Source organism: Yersinia sp. J1, from assembly GCF_050586585.1.
GTDB lineage: Bacteria > Pseudomonadota > Gammaproteobacteria > Enterobacterales > Enterobacteriaceae > Yersinia > Yersinia entomophaga.
In genome coordinates this window covers 81,251-100,275 of sequence record NZ_JBOBDP010000006.1, presented here as the reverse complement: position 1 = coordinate 100,275, position 19,025 = coordinate 81,251, and the positions used below count along the sequence as shown (strand labels likewise).

The window sequence follows — 19,025 nt, the reverse complement described above, 5'->3', positions numbered from 1 at the left end:
CCTAAGATTCTGCGTTAAGCTGATACATTAACGCAATATGCCTCTTATTGTGTGCAAACTCGCAATCAGATACAACTATCTATCCTTTAACACTGTGATAACCGGAGTTCATTTTGCTGCACAATTCAGAAAAATCAGCCGTTATTAACGCACAAGATGCCCTGCCGGGACGCACCACCCCGATGCCGGTTGCAACTACTCACGCCGTAAATGGCCACTCGATGACTCATATTCCAGAAGGTATGAAAGAAGCGATTTTTGCCATGGGCTGTTTTTGGGGCGTAGAGCGCCTGTTCTGGCAACAACCGGGGGTTTATAGCACCGCCGCAGGCTACTGCGGAGGCTATACACCAAATCCGACTTATCATGAAGTTTGCAGCGGCCGCACCGGCCACGCCGAAGTGGTGCGAGTGGTGTTTGATCCCAAAGTGATTGGCTACGACCAGTTACTACAGATTTTCTGGGAAAACCACGACCCGGCTCAAGGAATGCGTCAGGGCGGCGACATCGGTACTCAGTATCGCTCGGCTATCTACGTATTGACCCCGGAACAGGAACAGCAGGCTAACGCCAGCCGCGCCCGATTCCAGCAAGCGATGGCAGACGCCGGTGATAAGCGCATCATTACCAGTGAGATTACTGCGGCGTTGCCTTTCTATTATGCGGAAGACGATCACCAGCAGTATCTGTATAAAAATCCTCACGGCTACTGTGGTTTAGGGGGCATTGGGGTTTGCCTGCCACCGAATTTGTAGGGGCTAGCGGGCATCTGATTGCTGCTGCTATACTATCCGGGCTGTTGACACAGCCCAATGGCGGCTTTCCTGCCCGCCATTTTAACTTTTATGTATGACCCTTCCTTACGATCGCCGACTGAATCGTCGGTACGACACGGATAGATTATGTTAAACAGTATTTTACTGATTCTTTTTCTGATCGCGGTAAGTGCCTTTTTCTCTTTATCGGAGATATCGCTGGCTGCTTCACGCAAAATCAAACTTAAACTTCTTGCTGATGAGGGAGACATCAACGCACTTCGGGTGCTGAAACTGCAAGAGACGCCGGGCATTTTCTTTACAGTAGTGCAAATCGGCCTGAATGCCGTCGCTATTTTGGGTGGTATTGTTGGTGACGCCGCTTTCTCGCCGTCATTCAAAGTGGTGTTCGAGCGCTTTATGTCGCCAGAAATGGCAGACCAGGTCAGTTTCATCTGCTCATTCGTTCTGGTAACCAGCTTGTTCATCCTGTTTGCCGATTTAACCCCGAAGCGCATCGGTATGATTGCACCAGAGACAGTCGCCGTCCGGATCGTCAACCCGATGCGTTTCTGCCTGATGATCTGCCGTCCGTTAGTGTGGTTTTTCAACGGCATGGCCAACCTGATTTTCCGTTTATTCAAGTTGCCAATGGTTCGCAAGGATGACATTACATCTGATGATATCTACGCCGTCGTGGAAGCCGGAGCATTAGCTGGGGTACTGCGCAAACAAGAGCACGAACTGATTGAGAACGTTTTTGAGCTGGAATCCCGTACCGTTCCGTCATCAATGACATCTCGCGAAAGCGTGATTTATTTTGACCTGCGGGAAAGCGAAGAAAGCATCAAAGAGAAAATTGCGACTCATCCGCACTCCAAGTTTTTAGTTTGCGACGGCCATATCGATCAGGTCGTAGGCTACGTCGACTCTAAAGACTTGCTAAACCGCGTGCTGGGCAACCAGAGTTTGGTACTGAGCAGCGGCGTACAAATCCGCTCGGCGCTTATAGTTCCGGATACTTTAACGCTTTCTGAAGCGCTGGAAAGCTTCAAAACTGCCGGAGAAGACTTCGCCGTTATTCTTAACGAATATGCATTGGTGGTTGGGATTATTACTCTGAATGATGTAATGACCACGCTGATGGGGGATTTAGTCGGCCAGGGGCAGGAAGAACAGATTGTTGCTCGTGATGAAAACTCATGGCTGATTGAAGGCGGTACGCCTATCGATGACGTGATGCGCGTGCTGGATATCGATGAGTTCCCGCAGTCTGGCAATTATGAAACCATCGGCGGTTTTATGATGTATATGCTGCGTAAAATTCCGAAACGCACGGATTTCGTCAAGTATGCGGGCTACAAGTTTGAAGTGGTCGATATCGATAGCTACAAGATCGATCAGCTACTGGTTACCAAGCTCACTGATACTCCGGCTCCCATTCTGCCCAAAGCGCCGCACGAAAGCAGCGATGCCTGATTGATACGAGCAGAATGACTTGCTGAAAATACTAGCGGCCCCATTATCGGGGCCGCAATTCATTCGGCGCTACTGCTTTTACGCCTTATCAACCCATTTCTGCCTGTAGCCGTAGAACCTGGCGGTTGACCTCGGACATCACGCTATAGTGGCGTTTATCTCGTACTTTCGGTGGCAAAATCTTACCTTTGTCGAATTCAAAAGCCCCCATATCCTTGATGTATAGCCGACCGCGGAATAGGGTTTTGACATACATCGCGACTTTAGCGGGGTTGTAACGCTGGAAGATCCTCATTTTTTTGCTTTCCTCCCATGACACAAATACGCTCCGCGAATGGCCTAAGCGACCAGGATCACAGGTAGCGTAAGATAATTGCAGAGTAATAGACCTGAAGAGTGGCGCTAAGTTCCGCCAAAAGTAGTCATACATACTGTGTTTACATAAAATTACAGAATCACACGAACATAAACGGCCGTTAAGGCAGAATAACCATCTAAACAGTAACGATTACTAAAATCGGCATCAGACAGGACAGACCTCTGATCTGCACCTATGATTTGAAAACTTGCCTCAATTCGCGGCGCAAGTGCCTAATTCCATCGTTCAGCATCGTCAAGGACATCACATGATAAAAAATAGCCTGCTCATTCTTTCCCTTATTTTCACACCTTTGCTTGCCTCGGCTCATAACATTCAACTCGATCAGCGTGTGCCGCCGGTGGGTGTTAGTGATAAAGGTGAACTGGATTTGGCTAATAATAAGTTTAGCTATAAAAACTGGAATAGCTCGCAATTAGCCGGCAAAGTCCGGGTGGTGCAACATATCGCCGGCCGCAGCAGTGCCAAAGAGATGAATGCCCCCTTGATTGAAGCAATCAAGGCCGCCAAATTACCGCACGATCGTTACCAAACGACGACAATCGTCGATACCGATGACGCCATTATCGGCACTGCTATGTTTGTGCGTAACAGCATTGAAGACAGTAAGCGTGAGTTTCCCTGGTCGCAGTTTATTGTCGACAGCAATGGCAACGTGAAGAAAGCTTGGGATCTGGCCGCCAAAAGCTCCACCATCGTGGTGCTGGATCAGCAAGGTAACGTTCGTTTCGTTAAAGATGGGGCATTAAGCGCGGAAGAAGTGCAGCAGGTCATCGCCCAACTGCACCAGTTGCTGAAGTCTTAAAACAGCGACACTCTGAAGCCGGGGTTCAGGAAAGACTCACGCGGGGTATAAGATAAAGGTTTGCCCTGCCAATCATTGACCTGCGCTCCGGCTGCGACGGCCACCGCATGGCCTGCGGCGGTATCCCAAACGTTAGTCGGCCCAAAACGTGGATACAATTGCGCCTTTCCTTCGGCCACTAGACAAAACTTGAGGGAAGAACCGACGGATACCGTTTGATGCTCGCCCAACTGAGCCAGATAGTCTCTTAGCTCGTCATCACTGTGGGAACGGCTCACCACCACCAGCGGCAGTTGCGCATCACGAACCTGGATCTGCATCCTACGTCCGCCTTCCTCTTTCCACGCCTGCCCGTTCTCAGCGCTGTACATCACATCCGTCACCGGCGTATACACCACGCCCAAGATTGGCGCGCCTTGCTCGATCAGCGCGATATTCACGGTAAACTCACCGTTTCGGTTAAGAAATTCTTTAGTTCCATCCAGAGGATCGACAAGCCAGTAACGCTGCCAGTGCTGGCGAATTTCCCACGCCGGAGGATCCTCTTCCGACAACAGGGGAATATTCGGCGTCAGCGCTGCCAGACCGGCTTTAATAATATGATGCGCCGCCAGATCCGCTGCGGTTACCGGCGAATCATCTTTTTTGTGTGCTACATCAAGAGGTTTCTCTCCATCGTAGACGGCCATAATCGCCGCCCCGGCATCGCGTGCCAACTGGCAAATTTGCTCTAACATCATCCACCTCTGAAGTTATCTATCATTCTTTTCGTCGCTGTTCGGCTCACCGCAGTCCGGCTGTTACCGGTCGGCAACGCCCTTTTCCCTCTATTTATTTTAGAGGTAAATACCAAAATAAACTTCACCTAAAGGATGAATTCGGCTTGAGTAGCAGACTAGTGAATTTTGCCATTAATAGCCATCGCCAACTTAACATGTAATAAAATCAAGGGGATTAACCTGCCGCATCTGTGAGCGTCTACGCGTTAATCTGGCTGGCTTTCTGCCAAACTTCACACTTTGTTGCCACAATTAATTAAAATTACATCTGCTTTTGCGATACATGTCGAATAGCTCTCATATGGAAAGCCACAATGGAGAAAGCCATGATAAAGCGTCCCCTGACGTTGTCCCTACTCGCCTGTCTGATTGCCAGCGCGGCTCAGGCCGCTACGGTTGATTTACGCGTATTGGAAACCACCGATCTCCACAGCAACATGATGGATTTCGATTATTACAAGGATAAACCGACTGAACAGTTCGGTTTGGTTCGCACTGCCAGCCTGATTGACGCAGCGCGTCAGCAAGCGGTTAATAGCGTACTGGTAGACAACGGCGACTTAATTCAGGGCAGCCCACTCGGGGATTACATGGCAGCCAAGGGATTGAAAGAAGGCGAAATTCATCCGGTCTACAAAGCAATGAATACGCTGGATTATGCCGTAGGAAACATCGGAAATCACGAGTTCAACTACGGCCTGGATTACCTGAAGAAATCTCTGGCGGGAGCAAAATTCCCCTATGTAAATGCTAACGTGATTGATGTAAAAACCGGTAAACCGCTGTTCCAACCTTTCCTGATCGCCGATACACCGGTTAAAGATCGCGACGGTAAAACTCATAATTTACGCATTGGTTATATCGGTTTTGTTCCGCCACAGGTCATGATCTGGGATAAAGCCAATCTGACGGGCAAAGTCCGTGTAGACGACATCACCGAAACCGCGAAAAAATGGGTACCGGAGATGCGTAAGCAAGGGGCTGATTTGATTATCGCCATCCCGCACTCAGGCCTATCCAGCGAGCCGTATAAAACCATGGCTGAGAACTCGGTTTATTACCTCAGCCAGGTTCCGGGAATCAACGCAATTATGTTCGGGCACTCCCACGCCGTCTTCCCAAGTAAAGATTTCGCTGCGATTAAAGGCGCGGATATAGCGCAAGGTACGCTAAACGGCATTCCAGCAGTAATGCCGGGCCAATGGGGTGACCATTTAGGCGTTGTAGACTTTGTACTGAATAACGATAAAGGTAGCTGGCAGGTCGAACAGGCGAAGGCAGAAGCCCGCCCTATCTACGATAAAACCAACAAAAAATCGCTGGCACCGGAAAACGCCAAGCTGGTTAAAGTACTGGCCGATGACCATAAAGGCACCCGCGATTTTGTCAGCCAACCTATCGGAAAAGCCTCCGATAATATGTATAGCTTCCTGTCGCTGATTCAGGACGATCCAACGGTACAGATCGTCAACAACGCTCAGCGCGCCTATACCGAACACTTTATTCAGGGCGATCCGGATCTGGCCGATTTACCCGTGCTTTCTGCCGCAGCGCCGTTCAAAGCAGGCGGTCGCAAAAACGATCCGGCCAGTTTTGTTGAAGTCGAAAAAGGTGATTTAACCTTCCGTAATGCCGCGGATTTGTATCTCTACCCCAATACTCTGGTCGTAGTGAAAGCCAGCGGCGCTGAGGTGAAGCAGTGGCTGGAATGCTCTGCCGGGCAATTCAATCAGATCGATGTGAAAAGCAGCAAACCGCAGTCGCTAATTAACTGGAACGGTTTCCGTACCTATAACTTCGACGTGATTGACGGCGTTAACTATGAAATTGATGTGACACAGCCGGCTCGCTACAACGGCGACTGTAATCTGATCAACGATAAAGCCGAACGTATTAAAAACCTGACTTACAAAGGTAAACCACTAGATCCAAAGGCCACTTTCCTGATTGCGACCAATAACTACCGCGCTTACAGTGGCAAATTCGCGGGCACCGGCGATGACCATATTGCCTTTGCTTCACCGGATGAGAACCGTTCGGTACTCTCTGCCTATATCAGCGCAGAAACCAAGAAGAACGGTCAGGTTAAGCCTCAGGCTGATAACAACTGGCGTCTAGCCGAAATCACCAGTTCGCAGCCGTTGGATATTCGTTTTGAAACTTCACCAAGCGCCAAAGCCGCTGAATTTATCAAGCAAAAAGCCCAGTATCCCATGAAGGCACAGGGACTGGATGACATTGGTTTTGAAGTTTATCAGGTCGATTTGCAGAAGAAGTAATCCCTCCTTAAAGCGCTCTACGGAGCGCTTTTGCTCTTTCTCCCTCATCCTTACTACCTCTTAATAACTATGGCACACACATTAACATGCATTTATAATGCAACTTATAGAAGTTACACATTAAAGAGGTGTCATAATGGATTACCGCAATCAATCTCTCGGTTCTCTGGCTATTGCCATACCACGAGCCACAACGTTATTTCGCCGGTATGAACTCGATTTTTGCTGCGGAGGGAAACAAACTCTACAACGTGCCGCCGAGCGCAGGGCTCTGAATATTGACGCGTTGGAAGCGGAGCTCACCATGTTGCAAAAAGAAACTCAGGCAGTGCAGAACTGGCAAGAGGTTCCACAGGAGCACCTGATCAGTTTTATTCTCAACCGCTATCATGAACGGCACCGCGAGCAATTGCCGGAGCTGGTGTTAATGGCAGAAAAGGTAGAGCGCGTACATGCCGCAAAACCCACCTGCCCACGAGGTTTAGCAGTGCAGCTCAGCGTGCTACATCAGGATTTATTACAGCATATGGAAAGAGAGGAAAAAGTGTTATTCCCCATGATTGCCAAAGGAATGGGGAAAATGGCTAGCGTGCCGATTTTCGTGATGGAATCAGAGCACGAAGCGGCAGGGCAGCAATTGGAAACCATCAAACAGATCACCAATAACATCACGCCCCCACCTGGAGCCTGCACCACCTGGCGCGCACTTTATGCCAATCTCAACGAATTCGTCGGCGATTTGATGGAACACGTTCACTTAGAAAATAATCTGCTATTTCCCAGAGCGTTAAGTGGCAACTAAGTCGTAGAAAAGCCATAAAAAAAGAGCGATCCTGGATCGCCCTTTTTCACACTAACCGCTCAGAATTTACAGAATTTCCAGCAGTTCTACGTCAAATACCAGCGCGCTGAATGGCGGAATAGATGCGCCAGCGCCACGCTCGCCGTAGGCCAGATTGTGTGGAATCGCTAACTGCCATTTAGAGCCAACCGGCATCAAAGTCAGTGCTTCGATCCAGCCTGGGATCACGCCGCTAACCGGAAATTCAGCCGGCTGGCCGCGTTCTACGGAGCTATCAAATACCGTACCGTCAACCAGACGACCGGTATAATGCACGCGCACACGATCCTGACGTGAAGGAATTGGACCTTCGCCTTGTTGCAGCACGGAGAATTGCAAACCGGATTCAGTGGTGGTCACTTCATCACGTTTAGCGTTTTCTTCCAGGAAGTTAGCGCCTTCAACAACCAGTGCCTGCTGGCGCTCCAGACGAACAGCATCGGCACGTTCGTGAACTTCACGCAGCGCGCGGTGAACGACATCAACAGGAACTGTTGGTGTATTCCCTTCCATTGCGTCGCGCAAGCCCGCCAACAGGGCTTCTGGCTGCAAATCCTGCAAGCCGGACTCTTGTAATTGTTGGCCTATCTGTAAACCGATACCGTAACTTGCTTGCGCTTCTACGCTATCAAAAGAAGGGGTTGTCATGGATTTTCCTTAATTCTCTAAAAAGTCGAAGGTGCAAGCATAACAGCAGCAAGGGAGTAGGGTAAAATCTTGCATCGCTAATGATGACTTTTGTCGAAGAAAAAGAAACAATGGTTCTGCACTGACTTAAAACAGCCCGTTCGGCAGCATTATCCCTGTTTCTTTCTGCATCAATCAGTTAGCAAACTATACTAACAAGTAACAGGGAAAAGGTTCCATCCAGCAGTCGCTGATCGAGCACTGTGATTTTTTTTACGTCGTTGAAAGAGAGGTCACCATGGGCAGAATCGCGCCCAGGAGAAGGAAAAACAATCGGGTCTACCAGCCTTTGTTACACACTTGGCTAACTATCCGGCAGCGAATTCTGCCAGATAAACCGACCGATGAGCCTGAAAACCGCGTCAAAGCCGAGCCCTCCATTGGCGAGCCCGATCTCTTACCGCCAGAAACGGTAATGGATGACGACAAAGTATCAGCACCGCAGATCAAGTCGCCGGGAAAGCAAGCCGTGATTAAAGACTGGCTGCAAAAAATCTGGCATCTGCCGGATGATTTCCATTGGATGGAGCCCTTGCCTCTCTTCCATCGCCGCTGGGTCATCATTGCCGCAGCGGTATTGTTGCTGGCACTGCTTTGGCCTTCTTCCGGTAACAACGGCAGCGGGCAATTCCCGGTGACGGCAGAACCGACAGATATTCCGTTACAGGCCGAATTACGCGGGAGCAATCCCGCAGTCAACCAGCCGTCCTCAACGTTACCGCAGGGGAATTGGCAAAGCTATCAGGTACAAGCGGGTAAAACGTTGGCCCAGCTGTTCCGCGATAATAATTTACCGGTAAATGAAGTGTTTGCCATGGCGCAGGTGGAAGGCAATGATAAGCCACTGAGCAACCTGAAAGCCGGACAAGAAGTGAAAATCATACTGGACGCGCAAGGCAGCGTAACCGCGCTGGCTATTGAAACGGCCAACAGTGCGGAAGTATTGTTTAGCCGCCAAGCGGACGGTTCTTACCGCCGCGATCGATAATCCTCAGCGCGAATGCCAAGGACTGATAAAGCCCAGATTTCGCAGCCATAATCTGGCCTGGGCTTTGATCCAAACGCCGCTGTCACCCATTTCTCTCTCTGTAGGCTATCTGCGCCCAACCAAAGGCTCGCGGCGTGATATCGCTACGTCTGGATGCTGGAAAGGAATTATCGCAACTGGCAGGGTTACAGGGGCTTTTTTGTCGTTCTCAGAAAAGCAAAACGCCAGCTCGAGGCTGGCGTTTTAACGGTTAACAGCAGCGTAACTTACGCTTCTGCAACCACAACTACGTTCAGTTTTGCGAACACGTCGCTGTGTACCTGGAAGTGAACTTCGTGTTCACCAGTGGTACGCAGAACGCCATTCGGCAAACGAACTTCGCTCTTCGCTACTTCAACGCCCGCTGCAGATACTGCATCAGCGATGTCACGAGTACCGATAGAGCCGAACAGTTTACCTTCATCCCCTGCTTTAGAGGAGATTGTAACACTGCCCAATTCGTTAATTTTAGTTGCGCGAGCTTCAGCGGCAGACAGAACTTCAGCCAGTTTGGCTTCCAGTTCTGCGCGACGCACTTCGAAGAACTCAACGTTTTTCTTAGTTGCCGGCACAGCTTTGCCCTGCGGTACTAAGAAGTTACGAGCGTAGCCCGCTTTAACGTTAACTTGATCACCCAGGCTGCCCAGGTTTGCTACTTTATCAAGCAGAATAACTTGCATTACCATATCCTCTCAAAGTCGTTAATGGACAGTGGCCGATTACTGATGACGATCAGTGTACGGCAACAAAGACAGGTAGCGCGCGCGCTTGATAGCACGGGCCAGCTGACGCTGGTATTTGGCACGAGTACCGGTGATACGGCTCGGGACAATTTTACCGCTTTCGGTGATGTAATTTTTCAGCGTAGCGATGTCTTTATAGTCAATCTCTTGAACGCCTTCCGCGGTGAAACGGCAGAACTTGCGACGACGGAAATAACGTGCCATTAGGCTAGTCTCCAGAATCTATCAATTCAATCTGCTCGGCATGCAGAACCAATTTGTTAAGCCCATTGCGCCCTTGATGGCAACTAATGAAGCCTTCCACGGTTAACTGACTGCCGACCGTTATACTGTGAGTTAATGCTTGTGACTGGTGTCCACTGACAATCACGGGCATTCGGCACCATGTTTGTCGGCTAAATCCGGCTTCCTGCTGCGTTGAACGGTGCTCAAGCACGAACTGGCAGTGAGGAATACCAGAAGGACTCACTTTTCGAATGGGTGTCTTGCACACAGTGCCAGAGAGTACCAGTCGATTAGCGGCCACCACGGCAATTACTCTTCAGAATCCCCAGCTTCAGAATCATCATTGGTTTCTGACGCGAAGTCGTGACGCTCACGGCGTTCGTCTTTCGCTTTAACCATTGGTGATGCTTCAGTTACCGCGTTTTTAACGCGCATAACCATGCTACGGATAACGGCGTCGTTGAAGCGGAAGTTTGTTTCCAGCTCATCGATCGCTTCCTGCGGGGCTTCAACGTTCAGCAGAACGTAGTGAGCTTTGTGCAGTTTGTTGATCGGGTAAGCCAGTTGACGGCGGCCCCAGTCTTCCAGACGGTGAATCTGACCAGCAGCGTTAGTGATTGTTGCACTATAACGCTCGATCATGCCCGGAACCTGTTCGCTTTGGTCAGGATGGACCATAAAAACGATTTCGTAATGACGCATCGAATTGCTCCTTACGGATTATTCAGCCTCCTGATAGGGTCAGCCGCGGCCCATGGAGGCAAGGAACGTGTTTGTGTGCGGCCGAAAAATGACGCGTAACTATACTTGCGCGAGGAGGGAAACTCAAGGATTGCAGAGGAATTATTCGAGCTATATCCGTTCTAGCCAATAAATAGCACTTTTTGTTCACCAAATGAACTATGGATGGAGATCCATTAGTTTTTTAAATCTTTCAACAAAATCATTAGGTCAGCGCAAAAATCATTCATATTTTTTGAAAGAGTCAGTCAGCAATAGCGCATTTATTAATTATAAAAGAGAACTACTATTAGTTACATCCACCGCATAACAAGCGGCGCAGCAGCCAGGAAACTTATTCAAAGTATATAAATAAAATATTGGAGTCACCTATGAAAATCACGCTCACTATCGCCGCGATCCTCAGTTTCTTCCTATCGGCCAGCACTTTCGCCGCCACTGAAATCACCGCTCAACAGGCAATGCAGCAACAGCGTGTCAGCGTTGGCGCAGTGTCACTGGGTCACAATGTGGTTTCCCCTGACGATGCAACCTCACAGGTTAGCAAATTAGCCGATGAACGCGGCGCAACCGCCTATCAAATCATCGCTATGCATGAACCTGGCGGCAACAGCTCTATTCAGATTAACGCTGTTCTTTACCGCTAGAATTGCAAAGATAAATACAACACCAGAGAAAGACCGACAGTAAAACAATACAGCCCTTAAAACACTTAACCCCCGTCTATCGGGGGTTTTTTCTGGCCTTTAGTGCCTATAAATAAATGCCAATAAATGAGCGGCTATAACTATAAATAGTGCCGGAAGAATGCCGCGCCCGCCGTCAGCGCCGTTGGCGTGATTTTATGGCCGATACCAGGCTCGGTCAGGTAACTTAGATGATGATCCAACCCCTGCTCTTTCAAAGCTGCGACCAGACGCTCACTTTCCACCGCCGGAACCACTTCATCCGCTTCACCATGCCAGACCAGCAAAGGTTTGCGGGCGATTCTCTCCAGTTGGTGGGTTACCTCATATTCAATCAACGGAGCAATTTGTCGTTCCCATTCATCCTGCTTTGTTGAACCAGCACTGGGCAAAGGAGGAAACAGCGTTTTGGCCAGAGAAGTGAAATAACCTGACCCCATGAAATTAGCGGCCGCCTTTATCCACGGATAGCGCACCAAGGCTCCCAGAGTAGTCATCCCGCCCATTGAGGCGCCGCCCACGCCGATTCGATCGCCATCAATTAATCCAGCTTGTTGATAGTGTTCTTTAATTCCAGCCATTTCATCAATATTTGAACGCAAAATCTGCCAGAAACAGCCTAGCCGCCGGGTTTCATCGCCGTCAAATCTGGCTCCGTGCATATCGGCATCCGGCATCACCACGCGAAATCCCGCCTGCGCCAGAGCATAGGCAAAATAGGAATACACTTCTTTGGAGGAGGTATAACCGTGATAGAAGAAAAGGGTCGGCAAAGGCTGATGACGCTGGCCTGCTGGCGCGGCGTGAATTACCTCAATGCCCTGTACTTTTTCTAACGACATTTCAACCATAACAACAGTCCTTATGGGTCAAACAAGCCTTATCAGCCAAACCAATTGTAAACGCACCGCCATAGTGCCAAACCTGCTGAATAAAGTCTTAAACCAATCTCCTCCGAGATATATCAGAAATGACACATATCTGGTCGTTATGAATGTTTGAGCGTTACACTGAGAGAAAGTGGGGCAATATCAACACAGGAAACACACCATGACCTATTATCGCGCCTTTGTCGTTCTACTGTTCACACTGAGCCTTTCCGCCTGTAGCGCATTGAAAACCACGCCGCTACCTCCTCCCGCGCCACAGCCTTTCGCGCAGGAAATTAACCGAGCTCAAAGCGGAACATTACAAAAAATCGGGATGGCTTCGGTGCAGGTATATGGCAGCCCGATGGATGCTGAAGCGGCACTCCGTAGCAAAGCCAATGCCAGCGGAGCCCGTTACTATTTAGTCATTATGAATAGCGATTCTGTCATTCCGGGTCAGTGGTACTCACAGGCCATTCTGTATCGCTAAACGGCTGCGGCTCGGGTCAGTAACAGTTCGCAAAGCGGTTCCGGAATAGAATATTGATCCCGATGATCCAGCATCATACGACACCATGCGTCGGCCAGCGACGGCGATGCAAAACGCAACAATTGAGCGGCACAGTTCAGATTAAACAGTTGCAGCGTCAATTCTCGCCCCTGTGCTTCCTGCGGATTTTTTAACCGGAAAGCCAACTGGCGCCAAGAACGGTCGAACAAACGATTCTGCCCGCGAACTTCATAAAAATTTTGATTCAGCATTTCTATCGCTGCGGGCTGCTTGCGCAAAACCCGCAGCACATCCAGACACATAATATTGCCGGAGCCTTCCCAAATACTGTTAACCGGAATTTCACGGTATAAGCGCGGCAATTCGCTTTGTTCGCAATAGCCGATTCCGCCTAACACCTCCATCGCTTCGGCGACAAAAGCGCTGCCCTGCCCGCATATTTTATACTTGGCGGCCGGCGTCATCAGCCTGCTGAATAATGCGTCTTCCGCGCTGCCGTGTTCCCATGCTTTGGCCAAACGGAATAACAGCGCCGTGTGGCCTTCCAAACGCAGCGCCATACGGCTGAGCACCTGACGCATCAAAGGTTGGTCGGTCAGATTCTTACCAAAGGCCTGCCGCTGGCTGGCATAATCCAGAGCGACGGAAAAGGCTCGCCGCATAATGCCGTGGCTGCCTAACGCACAATCGAAACGGGTATGGCCGCCCATTTTTAAAATATGGTGGATGCCTTCCCCTTCATCGCCCAATAGCCAGGCGATGGCATTATCAAACTCTACTTCGCTGCTGGCATTGGAGCGGTTGCCCAGCTTGTCTTTCAGGCGTTCTAAACGAATGGAATTACTGCTGCCGCCGGGCAGAATTTTGGGCATAAAGAAACAGGATAATCCACCTTCGGCCTGCGCCAAAACCAAGTGCGCATCGCTTTGCGGCACGGAGAAAAACCATTTATGACCGACTAACCGATAAGCTTCACCGGCACCGCGAGCGCCCAAAGGCTCTGCTCGCGTGGAATTACTCAAGACGTCAGACCCCCCCTGTTTTTCCGTCATTCCCATACCGATCAATAAACCGCGTTTTTGATCACCGGGAGCGACGTGAGGATCGTAACGATCGGAGAGTAAAGGAGATATCCAGGATTGAAATTGCGCAGGTAGGGATTGTTGCAGAAGAGGAATGGCACCGTAGGTCATGGTTATCGGGCAAAGGGTTCCGGCCTCAACCTGTATATGCAGCATCAAACGAGCCGCTCTGGCCACCACAGATCCGATACGAGCATCTTCTTGCCAGCTCAGATTATGCACCCGATTGCCTACCAACCCTTTCATCAGAACATGCCAGGCGGGATGAAACCTGACCGTATCCAGACGCCGTCCAGCTGCGTCAAAGCGTAATAGTTCAGGAGGATTTGTATTAGCCAAACGCCCTAACTCCAGCGATTCTGCCGATCCCAACTGCGCGCCCATTGAAATTAATACTTCATTATCCCAACCGGCTTGCTCGCGTATGACAGCTTCCCTTAACGCCATATCAGACAAAAATAAATTGCTGTTTGATAATGGCTCAGGCTGATTGAACACTTCGTGCGTCCGCCAATCCATACCTTTCTCCCTCAGATTCATTAGCATAAAAATCAGGATTAAGTATGGTTCAGCCTGGTACTTTTGCCGATCATCACCACAGATAATGCGGGAGAAAGCGTAAAGTTAATCGCCCACTATTTACAGCTAACTAATTTACAAATAAACAATTTCCAGCGTAGCCATGCCATCCAGAACAATAATATCGCCGCTAGGTAATTCGGATTTCTTCGCAATACCGGCCACAACTTCCCCTTGCAGCGTAAAGGTTTCACCAATAGCGAGAGTGCCATTCTCCATCCATTGAGCCACTTTTCCTTTCGGGTTTAACGTATTCGCCGCATGGAATGGCTCCGCCGAGGTTCCGGCAATCAACGCCGTGCGGCCATCCACCGTGCCGGAAGAAAATATCACGCCCCAGGCACCAATCGGCTGTCCGTCTGAGGTTCGCCCAAGACTAAGATGATGTTCTGGCGGAATAACCGTACCGCTGCTGCCAATCAGTCTGGCATCCGTCGCGATGCCGGAACGGTTATCCGTCGCCTTAAATCCCAGCGCAGTTTTGGCGTCACATTCCACGCTGATAGGCGGCAACGCCCGATGCGACAAAGCAGTAAAGTGGGTTTCAGAGAGCTTGGACTGAGCTATTTCGCCATAATCAACGGCGCTATCGATGGAAACCTGACAGGCTACCGGCTCGATTTCAGCGCTGAAATAAATGCTGACAGAAGTCTCTGCGCTAGCCAAATGAGCAAATAGATAACTCACCGTTCCCACTACAATCGAAAGAGAACGAGCAAAATATCTATTGAGAGAACGGTTCATTATTGGTACTCCATCACGTCAAAAGTGCCAATGCCATTCAGGTGAACCCGTTCACCTCGGTTAAGTGCATTTGCCGCCAGCCACACTTCTGCCGTCATCTGAAAACTTAATTGGCTAACCGCTCGCCGACCGGGGTAAATCATATTTCGAGTCAATGGATGCAGGGGGAGTCTGGCGTGTTCCGCATTATTCCCTGCGGGAAAAGCAGAGCGAGCGCCGAGATACAATATGACCGGTTGCCCATCAGCCTGCGCGGCAGAAGGCGTCAGCTCAACTCTGGCGTGGTCTGAATCCAAAGAATAGCTTTCGCCGCTTTGGCTATTCCCTTGATAAGCGATGGCAAATAAACGCGGCTGCGGACACTGCACATCGACATTGAAATAGTGTTTTCCCAAACTGACGCCGCGATCGGTCGCGCCCTTAAGCTGGGCACGAGGCAGGGAGCCGAAATGCAGTTGGGATTGAGTCACGCTGATGTGGCACTGCGCCAGTGCCGTTCCGGTAAAACTTAGCAGTAGGGCCGCTACCGCCAGTTTAAAACCGCCGCTGAAGGGAGTATTTTTACAGGCAGCGGGCATCAGCTTCTTCATATAAAACCGGCGCATCCTTTGCCTCAGGCAGACTGTAATCCAACTGGCATATCTCATTTTCATTGTCCTTAATGTATAAGTCCGGATTTCCGTCGCTATTGCTCAGCAGCAACGTTCCTTTGCTACCAACAGTGCCAACATAATTATCTTCTTTATCCGTGATATCACTGCCTTCAGCGGCATACTCCCCCGATGCAAGGCGTATCGAGAGCAAAATTCGCCGAGTTTTATTTGCTTTGAAATTATAATTAAGTACCGCACCCCGGCTGGCATCCACTAATCGAATACCATTCTTAATATCGATATTTCGCGCCAGTTTCTTAGTGTTAACTTCTAGCCGAGAGGAGCCAAACGGCGACAAACTGGGAGCCAACGCATAGCCTCGCCGATCGGTCCATACCGGACCTGAATTAGTTTGTATTTCTGCACCGCTGATGCCCGGCAGCGCGATAACGGCAAAAGTATCCTGAATCGCATAAGGTGAAAGAGTCACGCCTGCACTATGCACCGCCACGCCGCCACTGGCCTGAAGCTGATAGCTGCTATTTCGCGCGCTATCCTGAAAATAACCCACGCCTAACTGAGCATATTTAGGTAATACCCTCAGCGTACCGCTGAGCGCCTGCCCCGATTGATTCGCGGTTTGACTTACCCCCAGACTGTAACCCAACTGATTATTAACCTGATGATTCAAACCAACGCGTTGCTGAGTTCTTCCTCTGCTTTGAGAAACGGTGCTGCTTAAGGACATATTAGAATTCAGCGGAATGCTGATATTTCCATAGATAATCTTGTCTCCTTTGCTATTCAGGTTTCTTTCCATATTCAGATTAAAATTAATGTTGTAAGGCAGCTGTTTATTCCACCCCAAACTCCAACGGCGTTCCTGCTGTTTAGCAAAAGATACCGATTGGGTATAACCCAGACTGATTCCGCCCAACAACGATTGGCTATAACTTAACTGCGCCCTGTATTGATTCTTAACGCCACTTTTATCCGCGTTAGGATTTTTATTCTTTGGCTCTACTGCGGGTAACTCCGCCACTGGCCTTTCTCGCAAACTATGCTGAAACTGGCGAAATCCAGCCGTTCGATGCATAGTCGATAAATTCAGTTTCAATGAGGAAACCAGCTTCACGCCAACGTGGCTACCCCATTGAACGCCTTGTTTTTCATTCTGGCGATCCCAACTGGTCACCGCATTCACCGCCCAAAAAGTTCGGGGAATCAAACCGGTATTTACTGCCAATCCGGCAGAGTGGTAACGGGAACCCAGCAAAACACCCTGAGTAATATCCGATAAGTCGCCTAACGGGCGAACGTCTGTCAACGTTCCTAGCCAGCTTTCCTGATGCTGATTAGAACCTGGCCCGGTTCTACCCATTCCGGCATAAATACCGCGCGTTCTGGGAACATACTGCAAGTTGAAACTCGCCGCCGGCACGCTGAAACTCTGAGTCTGCCCATCCACGCCTATCACCGATACCAATAAATCTGCACCGGTGGAATTAATAGGAATTTGGGTTAAAGTGAAGGGGCCGGGCGGCAACTGAGTCACGTAAATCAAGGCTCCGCGTTGACGTATCTCAACGCTTGATTGCGTTGGCGCAATGCCTGACACCGTTGCTCCGCTGCCTTCTCTGCTGGCTAAAGCACTTTCAGGCATTATCTGCAATCCGTAAATTTGTGGCGTACTGAATAAGCCGCTATTCAGGTTAATTTCTCCCATTTGCAACGTCGTTTTTTTTTCGATAAAAGTACGCTGCAAATAACTATATAGCCTGCTCCATTGCTGTCGCCGATCCTTATAGCTGAAGATCTGACGGGAACGAAAAATCCAGTTGCCGCTATTAAACCCAGCCTCCGTGGAGGCTTGCAGATTATTGCTACCGTTCTGATTTCTTATCGCCAGTGCGTCGTAATTCATTAACAACGCTGAACCTCCGGTTTCATAATTCCCCGTAACAACTTCACCGACTTGTAATAATTCCGCCGGGAGAATCACTTCAATACGTGACGTACTGGGGAATAAATTCACCAAAGCTCTGGGATAATGTAGCCGTAAATCACTACAGCCGTTTTCCATTGGGGGAGGAATAATCCCGCTTTTTTGGTAAAAATCCGGGCTAAAACACGGTTCACCCTGCTGATTAAACGTCATATCTACCCAGCCGCGAGCTACACCATTAATAGTTAACTCAATGGAATGATCTCCTGAGCTAAATCTGGCTTTATATTTAAAGTAGTCTGCCGCACTGGCAGAAACACCGCGTTCTTCAAGAATACCAATATCAAACTCAACGCCATCATCAGCCAAAGATCTCACGGAAATAAGAAAAATGCTGAAATATAAAAATAACCGAATGCTATTCTTCTTCGGTTTCATTTTTTCTATCTCCGTGTGATACAACGAGCTTTACATCGATATTATCTAACGATCATTTCAGTTCGGAAGAATAGGACTCAGTAATATATCCGTATAAATTAGCTGGTTGTATTCTGACGCTATTCGCCTGACCTTTAAATGCCTTATCCGTAATAGCCACCAGACTCTTTCCTGGTAAAATATAATTCTGCGTTAACTCAGCAGCCCCCTTTCCTGGCTGCAACTCAATAGAATTAGATAAACGGACTACATAGTCTCCTTCATTTTTCACAAGAATGTTCCCTTGTGCATTGCGACTGAACTTAAGAAACTCCCAAGGTTTATTGTGAGTTGCTAAACCGGAAGGATGAATAATCAACGGAATGTTGTGTCTAATGGTCAAACGAACGTTATTCTTTCCTTTAGGAGGAATATTCTGGAATATAGCTCTGACCATGGTTTGCTGAGTCAGTGAGTTTCTAAATTCGTCCTTTAGGAAGAAACGAACCATTTGTGTCTCGCCGGCTTCAATACGGGCAACGCTGGGTGTGACAATCACTTTCTCGGCGGTATCTTCGGCTACAAACTCCACGGAAGAATGTAACATTACCGGGTTAGCGGCCTTATTGGTCAACGTAGTGGTCGCTTCACCTTCCGCAGTATTAATGACAATCACTGAGTCATTAATTTGGATACCCGGAGTCGAAGAGCCGGTTGTATTCGCGCGGGAAAAACTTGCGATAGAAAATAAAATAGCCACTGATAAAACCAGATTAACCTTCATCATAAATTATCCGTTTATTATATAAATTTATATCCCTATAGCCTTATTTTCTTTACTTATCATGGCAATAGAATA

At 49.1% G+C, this 19,025-nt stretch carries 21 protein-coding genes; 8 read left to right on the top strand and 13 right to left on the bottom strand.

The genetic code is table 11. The features are described 5' to 3' along the window. Positions 1-116 precede the first annotated feature (116 nt). Together msrA and ACQ4OC_RS11340 are read left to right on the top strand one after the other, a co-directional pair. Entirely contained in the window at positions 117-755 is a 639-nt protein-coding gene (gene msrA, locus ACQ4OC_RS11345) for a peptide-methionine (S)-S-oxide reductase MsrA (protein WP_430971187.1), read from the top strand. Between the two features lie 147 nt (positions 756-902). Beyond that, positions 903-2,234, top strand: coding sequence for a hemolysin family protein (locus ACQ4OC_RS11340; RefSeq protein WP_049599346.1), 1,332 nt, complete (start codon positions 903-905; stop codon positions 2,232-2,234). A gap of 88 nt (positions 2,235-2,322) precedes the next feature. Here ACQ4OC_RS11340 and ACQ4OC_RS11335 read toward each other — a convergent pair whose 3' ends face one another. Beyond that, the gene (locus ACQ4OC_RS11335) at positions 2,323-2,529 is read right to left on the bottom strand and encodes a DUF1107 domain-containing protein (RefSeq protein ID WP_064516074.1); all 207 of its coding nucleotides are present in this window, start codon (positions 2,527-2,529) and stop codon (positions 2,323-2,325) included. Between the two features lie 331 nt (positions 2,530-2,860). Here ACQ4OC_RS11335 and ACQ4OC_RS11330 point away from each other — a divergent pair, with 331 nt between their 5' ends. Beyond that, on the top strand, positions 2,861-3,418 hold the full coding sequence (locus ACQ4OC_RS11330; RefSeq protein ID WP_049599340.1) for a YtfJ family protein: 558 nt from the start codon (positions 2,861-2,863) through the stop codon (positions 3,416-3,418). Here the strand turns inward: ACQ4OC_RS11330 and cysQ are convergent. Further along, positions 3,415-4,155 (bottom strand): 3'(2'),5'-bisphosphate nucleotidase CysQ, encoded by a 741-nt coding sequence (gene cysQ / locus ACQ4OC_RS11325; RefSeq protein WP_064516071.1) that lies wholly within the window; start codon positions 4,153-4,155, stop codon positions 3,415-3,417. The genes ACQ4OC_RS11330 and cysQ overlap by 4 nt on opposite strands. Before the next feature lie 356 nt (positions 4,156-4,511). Here cysQ and ACQ4OC_RS11320 point away from each other — a divergent pair, with 356 nt between their 5' ends. Together ACQ4OC_RS11320 and ytfE are read left to right on the top strand one after the other, a co-directional pair. Beyond that, a complete protein-coding gene (locus ACQ4OC_RS11320; protein ID WP_120806345.1) occupies positions 4,512-6,476 on the top strand; it encodes a bifunctional 2',3'-cyclic-nucleotide 2'-phosphodiesterase/3'-nucleotidase in 1,965 nt (654 codons plus the stop codon). A 136-nt stretch (positions 6,477-6,612) separates the two neighbouring features. Continuing rightward, the gene (ytfE, locus tag ACQ4OC_RS11315; RefSeq protein WP_064516067.1) at positions 6,613-7,278 is read left to right on the top strand and encodes an iron-sulfur cluster repair protein YtfE; all 666 of its coding nucleotides are present in this window, start codon (positions 6,613-6,615) and stop codon (positions 7,276-7,278) included. A gap of 66 nt (positions 7,279-7,344) precedes the next feature. Here ytfE and ACQ4OC_RS11310 read toward each other — a convergent pair whose 3' ends face one another. Then, on the bottom strand, positions 7,345-7,965 hold the full coding sequence (locus tag ACQ4OC_RS11310; RefSeq protein WP_064516065.1) for a peptidylprolyl isomerase: 621 nt from the start codon (positions 7,963-7,965) through the stop codon (positions 7,345-7,347). Between the two features lie 277 nt (positions 7,966-8,242). Here ACQ4OC_RS11310 and ACQ4OC_RS11305 point away from each other — a divergent pair, with 277 nt between their 5' ends. Beyond that, positions 8,243-8,992: a LysM-like peptidoglycan-binding domain-containing protein gene (locus ACQ4OC_RS11305; RefSeq protein ID WP_064516063.1), complete on the top strand. Its 750-nt coding sequence runs from the start codon at positions 8,243-8,245 to the stop codon at positions 8,990-8,992. 266 nt (positions 8,993-9,258) lie between these two features. On the opposite strand, the gene rplI is transcribed toward ACQ4OC_RS11305, so the two are convergent. From rplI to rpsF, 4 genes are read right to left on the bottom strand one after another with little or no spacing between them, the layout of a single operon-like run. Continuing rightward, positions 9,259-9,711 carry a 50S ribosomal protein L9 gene (gene rplI / locus ACQ4OC_RS11300; protein ID WP_049599324.1) on the bottom strand — a complete coding sequence of 151 codons (453 nt, stop codon included), beginning with the start codon at positions 9,709-9,711 and terminating at the stop codon, positions 9,259-9,261. 39 nt (positions 9,712-9,750) lie between these two features. Next, entirely contained in the window at positions 9,751-9,978 is a 228-nt protein-coding gene (gene rpsR, locus ACQ4OC_RS11295; RefSeq protein ID WP_000135199.1) for a 30S ribosomal protein S18, read from the bottom strand. A gap of 4 nt (positions 9,979-9,982) precedes the next feature. Then, complete coding sequence (gene priB, locus ACQ4OC_RS11290; protein WP_049599320.1) at positions 9,983-10,303, bottom strand: primosomal replication protein N; 321 nt, start codon at positions 10,301-10,303, stop codon at positions 9,983-9,985. A 5-nt stretch (positions 10,304-10,308) separates the two neighbouring features. Continuing rightward, positions 10,309-10,701, bottom strand: coding sequence for a 30S ribosomal protein S6 (gene rpsF, locus ACQ4OC_RS11285; protein WP_038241841.1), 393 nt, complete (start codon positions 10,699-10,701; stop codon positions 10,309-10,311). Positions 10,702-11,111: 410 nt separating this feature from the next. On the opposite strand from rpsF, the gene ACQ4OC_RS11280 reads away from it, so the two are divergent. Continuing rightward, the gene (locus ACQ4OC_RS11280; RefSeq protein ID WP_064516061.1) at positions 11,112-11,387 is read left to right on the top strand and encodes a DUF1471 domain-containing protein; all 276 of its coding nucleotides are present in this window, start codon (positions 11,112-11,114) and stop codon (positions 11,385-11,387) included. A 140-nt stretch (positions 11,388-11,527) separates the two neighbouring features. Here the strand turns inward: ACQ4OC_RS11280 and yjfP are convergent, their stop codons facing one another. After that, positions 11,528-12,277 carry an esterase gene (yjfP, locus tag ACQ4OC_RS11275; protein ID WP_430971177.1) on the bottom strand — a complete coding sequence of 250 codons (750 nt, stop codon included), beginning with the start codon at positions 12,275-12,277 and terminating at the stop codon, positions 11,528-11,530. Positions 12,278-12,476: 199 nt separating this feature from the next. Between yjfP and bsmA the strand changes: the two genes are divergently transcribed. Beyond that, on the top strand, positions 12,477-12,785 hold the full coding sequence (gene bsmA / locus ACQ4OC_RS11270) for a biofilm peroxide resistance protein BsmA (RefSeq protein WP_064516057.1): 309 nt from the start codon (positions 12,477-12,479) through the stop codon (positions 12,783-12,785). On the opposite strand, the gene ACQ4OC_RS11265 is transcribed toward bsmA, so the two are convergent. The 5 genes from ACQ4OC_RS11265 to ACQ4OC_RS11245 all read right to left on the bottom strand — a co-directional run bounded on the left by ACQ4OC_RS11265 (position 12,782) and on the right by ACQ4OC_RS11245 (position 18,953). Then, positions 12,782-14,407: an isovaleryl-CoA dehydrogenase gene (locus ACQ4OC_RS11265; protein ID WP_064516055.1), complete on the bottom strand. Its 1,626-nt coding sequence runs from the start codon at positions 14,405-14,407 to the stop codon at positions 12,782-12,784. The genes bsmA and ACQ4OC_RS11265 overlap by 4 nt on opposite strands. Before the next feature lie 135 nt (positions 14,408-14,542). Continuing rightward, entirely contained in the window at positions 14,543-15,211 is a 669-nt protein-coding gene (locus ACQ4OC_RS11260; RefSeq protein WP_430971176.1) for a DUF1120 domain-containing protein, read from the bottom strand. Continuing rightward, positions 15,211-15,801 carry a hypothetical protein gene (locus ACQ4OC_RS11255; protein ID WP_064516051.1) on the bottom strand — a complete coding sequence of 197 codons (591 nt, stop codon included), beginning with the start codon at positions 15,799-15,801 and terminating at the stop codon, positions 15,211-15,213. The genes ACQ4OC_RS11260 and ACQ4OC_RS11255 overlap by 1 nt, the downstream gene beginning before the upstream one ends. Beyond that, complete coding sequence (locus tag ACQ4OC_RS11250; protein WP_430971175.1) at positions 15,773-18,187, bottom strand: fimbria/pilus outer membrane usher protein; 2,415 nt, start codon at positions 18,185-18,187, stop codon at positions 15,773-15,775. The genes ACQ4OC_RS11255 and ACQ4OC_RS11250 overlap by 29 nt, the downstream gene beginning before the upstream one ends. A 52-nt stretch (positions 18,188-18,239) precedes the next feature. Further along, positions 18,240-18,953 carry a fimbria/pilus chaperone family protein gene (locus tag ACQ4OC_RS11245; protein WP_084414333.1) on the bottom strand — a complete coding sequence of 238 codons (714 nt, stop codon included), beginning with the start codon at positions 18,951-18,953 and terminating at the stop codon, positions 18,240-18,242. Positions 18,954-19,025: the final 72 nt, after the last annotated feature.

Coding starts and splice junctions, on each gene's coding strand:
- rpsR (WP_000135199.1), bottom strand. CDS start 9,978: ATGGCACGTTATTTCCGTCGTCGCAAGTTCTGCCGTTTCACCGCGGAA.
- ACQ4OC_RS11305 (WP_064516063.1), top strand. CDS start 8,243: ATGGGCAGAATCGCGCCCAGGAGAAGGAAAAACAATCGGGTCTACCAG.
- yjfP (WP_430971177.1), bottom strand. CDS start 12,277: ATGGTTGAAATGTCGTTAGAAAAAGTACAGGGCATTGAGGTAATTCAC.
- ACQ4OC_RS11255 (WP_064516051.1), bottom strand. CDS start 15,801: ATGAAGAAGCTGATGCCCGCTGCCTGTAAAAATACTCCCTTCAGCGGC.
- ACQ4OC_RS11335 (WP_064516074.1), bottom strand. CDS start 2,529: ATGAGGATCTTCCAGCGTTACAACCCCGCTAAAGTCGCGATGTATGTC.
- ACQ4OC_RS11320 (WP_120806345.1), top strand. CDS start 4,512: ATGGAGAAAGCCATGATAAAGCGTCCCCTGACGTTGTCCCTACTCGCC.
- ACQ4OC_RS11265 (WP_064516055.1), bottom strand. CDS start 14,407: ATGGATTGGCGGACGCACGAAGTGTTCAATCAGCCTGAGCCATTATCA.
- ytfE (WP_064516067.1), top strand. CDS start 6,613: ATGGATTACCGCAATCAATCTCTCGGTTCTCTGGCTATTGCCATACCA.
- ACQ4OC_RS11330 (WP_049599340.1), top strand. CDS start 2,861: ATGATAAAAAATAGCCTGCTCATTCTTTCCCTTATTTTCACACCTTTG.
- ACQ4OC_RS11310 (WP_064516065.1), bottom strand. CDS start 7,965: ATGACAACCCCTTCTTTTGATAGCGTAGAAGCGCAAGCAAGTTACGGT.
- ACQ4OC_RS11245 (WP_084414333.1), bottom strand. CDS start 18,953: ATGATGAAGGTTAATCTGGTTTTATCAGTGGCTATTTTATTTTCTATC.
- rpsF (WP_038241841.1), bottom strand. CDS start 10,701: ATGCGTCATTACGAAATCGTTTTTATGGTCCATCCTGACCAAAGCGAA.
- bsmA (WP_064516057.1), top strand. CDS start 12,477: ATGACCTATTATCGCGCCTTTGTCGTTCTACTGTTCACACTGAGCCTT.
- ACQ4OC_RS11280 (WP_064516061.1), top strand. CDS start 11,112: ATGAAAATCACGCTCACTATCGCCGCGATCCTCAGTTTCTTCCTATCG.
- ACQ4OC_RS11260 (WP_430971176.1), bottom strand. CDS start 15,211: ATGAACCGTTCTCTCAATAGATATTTTGCTCGTTCTCTTTCGATTGTA.
- ACQ4OC_RS11340 (WP_049599346.1), top strand. CDS start 903: ATGTTAAACAGTATTTTACTGATTCTTTTTCTGATCGCGGTAAGTGCC.
- ACQ4OC_RS11250 (WP_430971175.1), bottom strand. CDS start 18,187: ATGAAACCGAAGAAGAATAGCATTCGGTTATTTTTATATTTCAGCATT.
- rplI (WP_049599324.1), bottom strand. CDS start 9,711: ATGCAAGTTATTCTGCTTGATAAAGTAGCAAACCTGGGCAGCCTGGGT.
- cysQ (WP_064516071.1), bottom strand. CDS start 4,155: ATGTTAGAGCAAATTTGCCAGTTGGCACGCGATGCCGGGGCGGCGATT.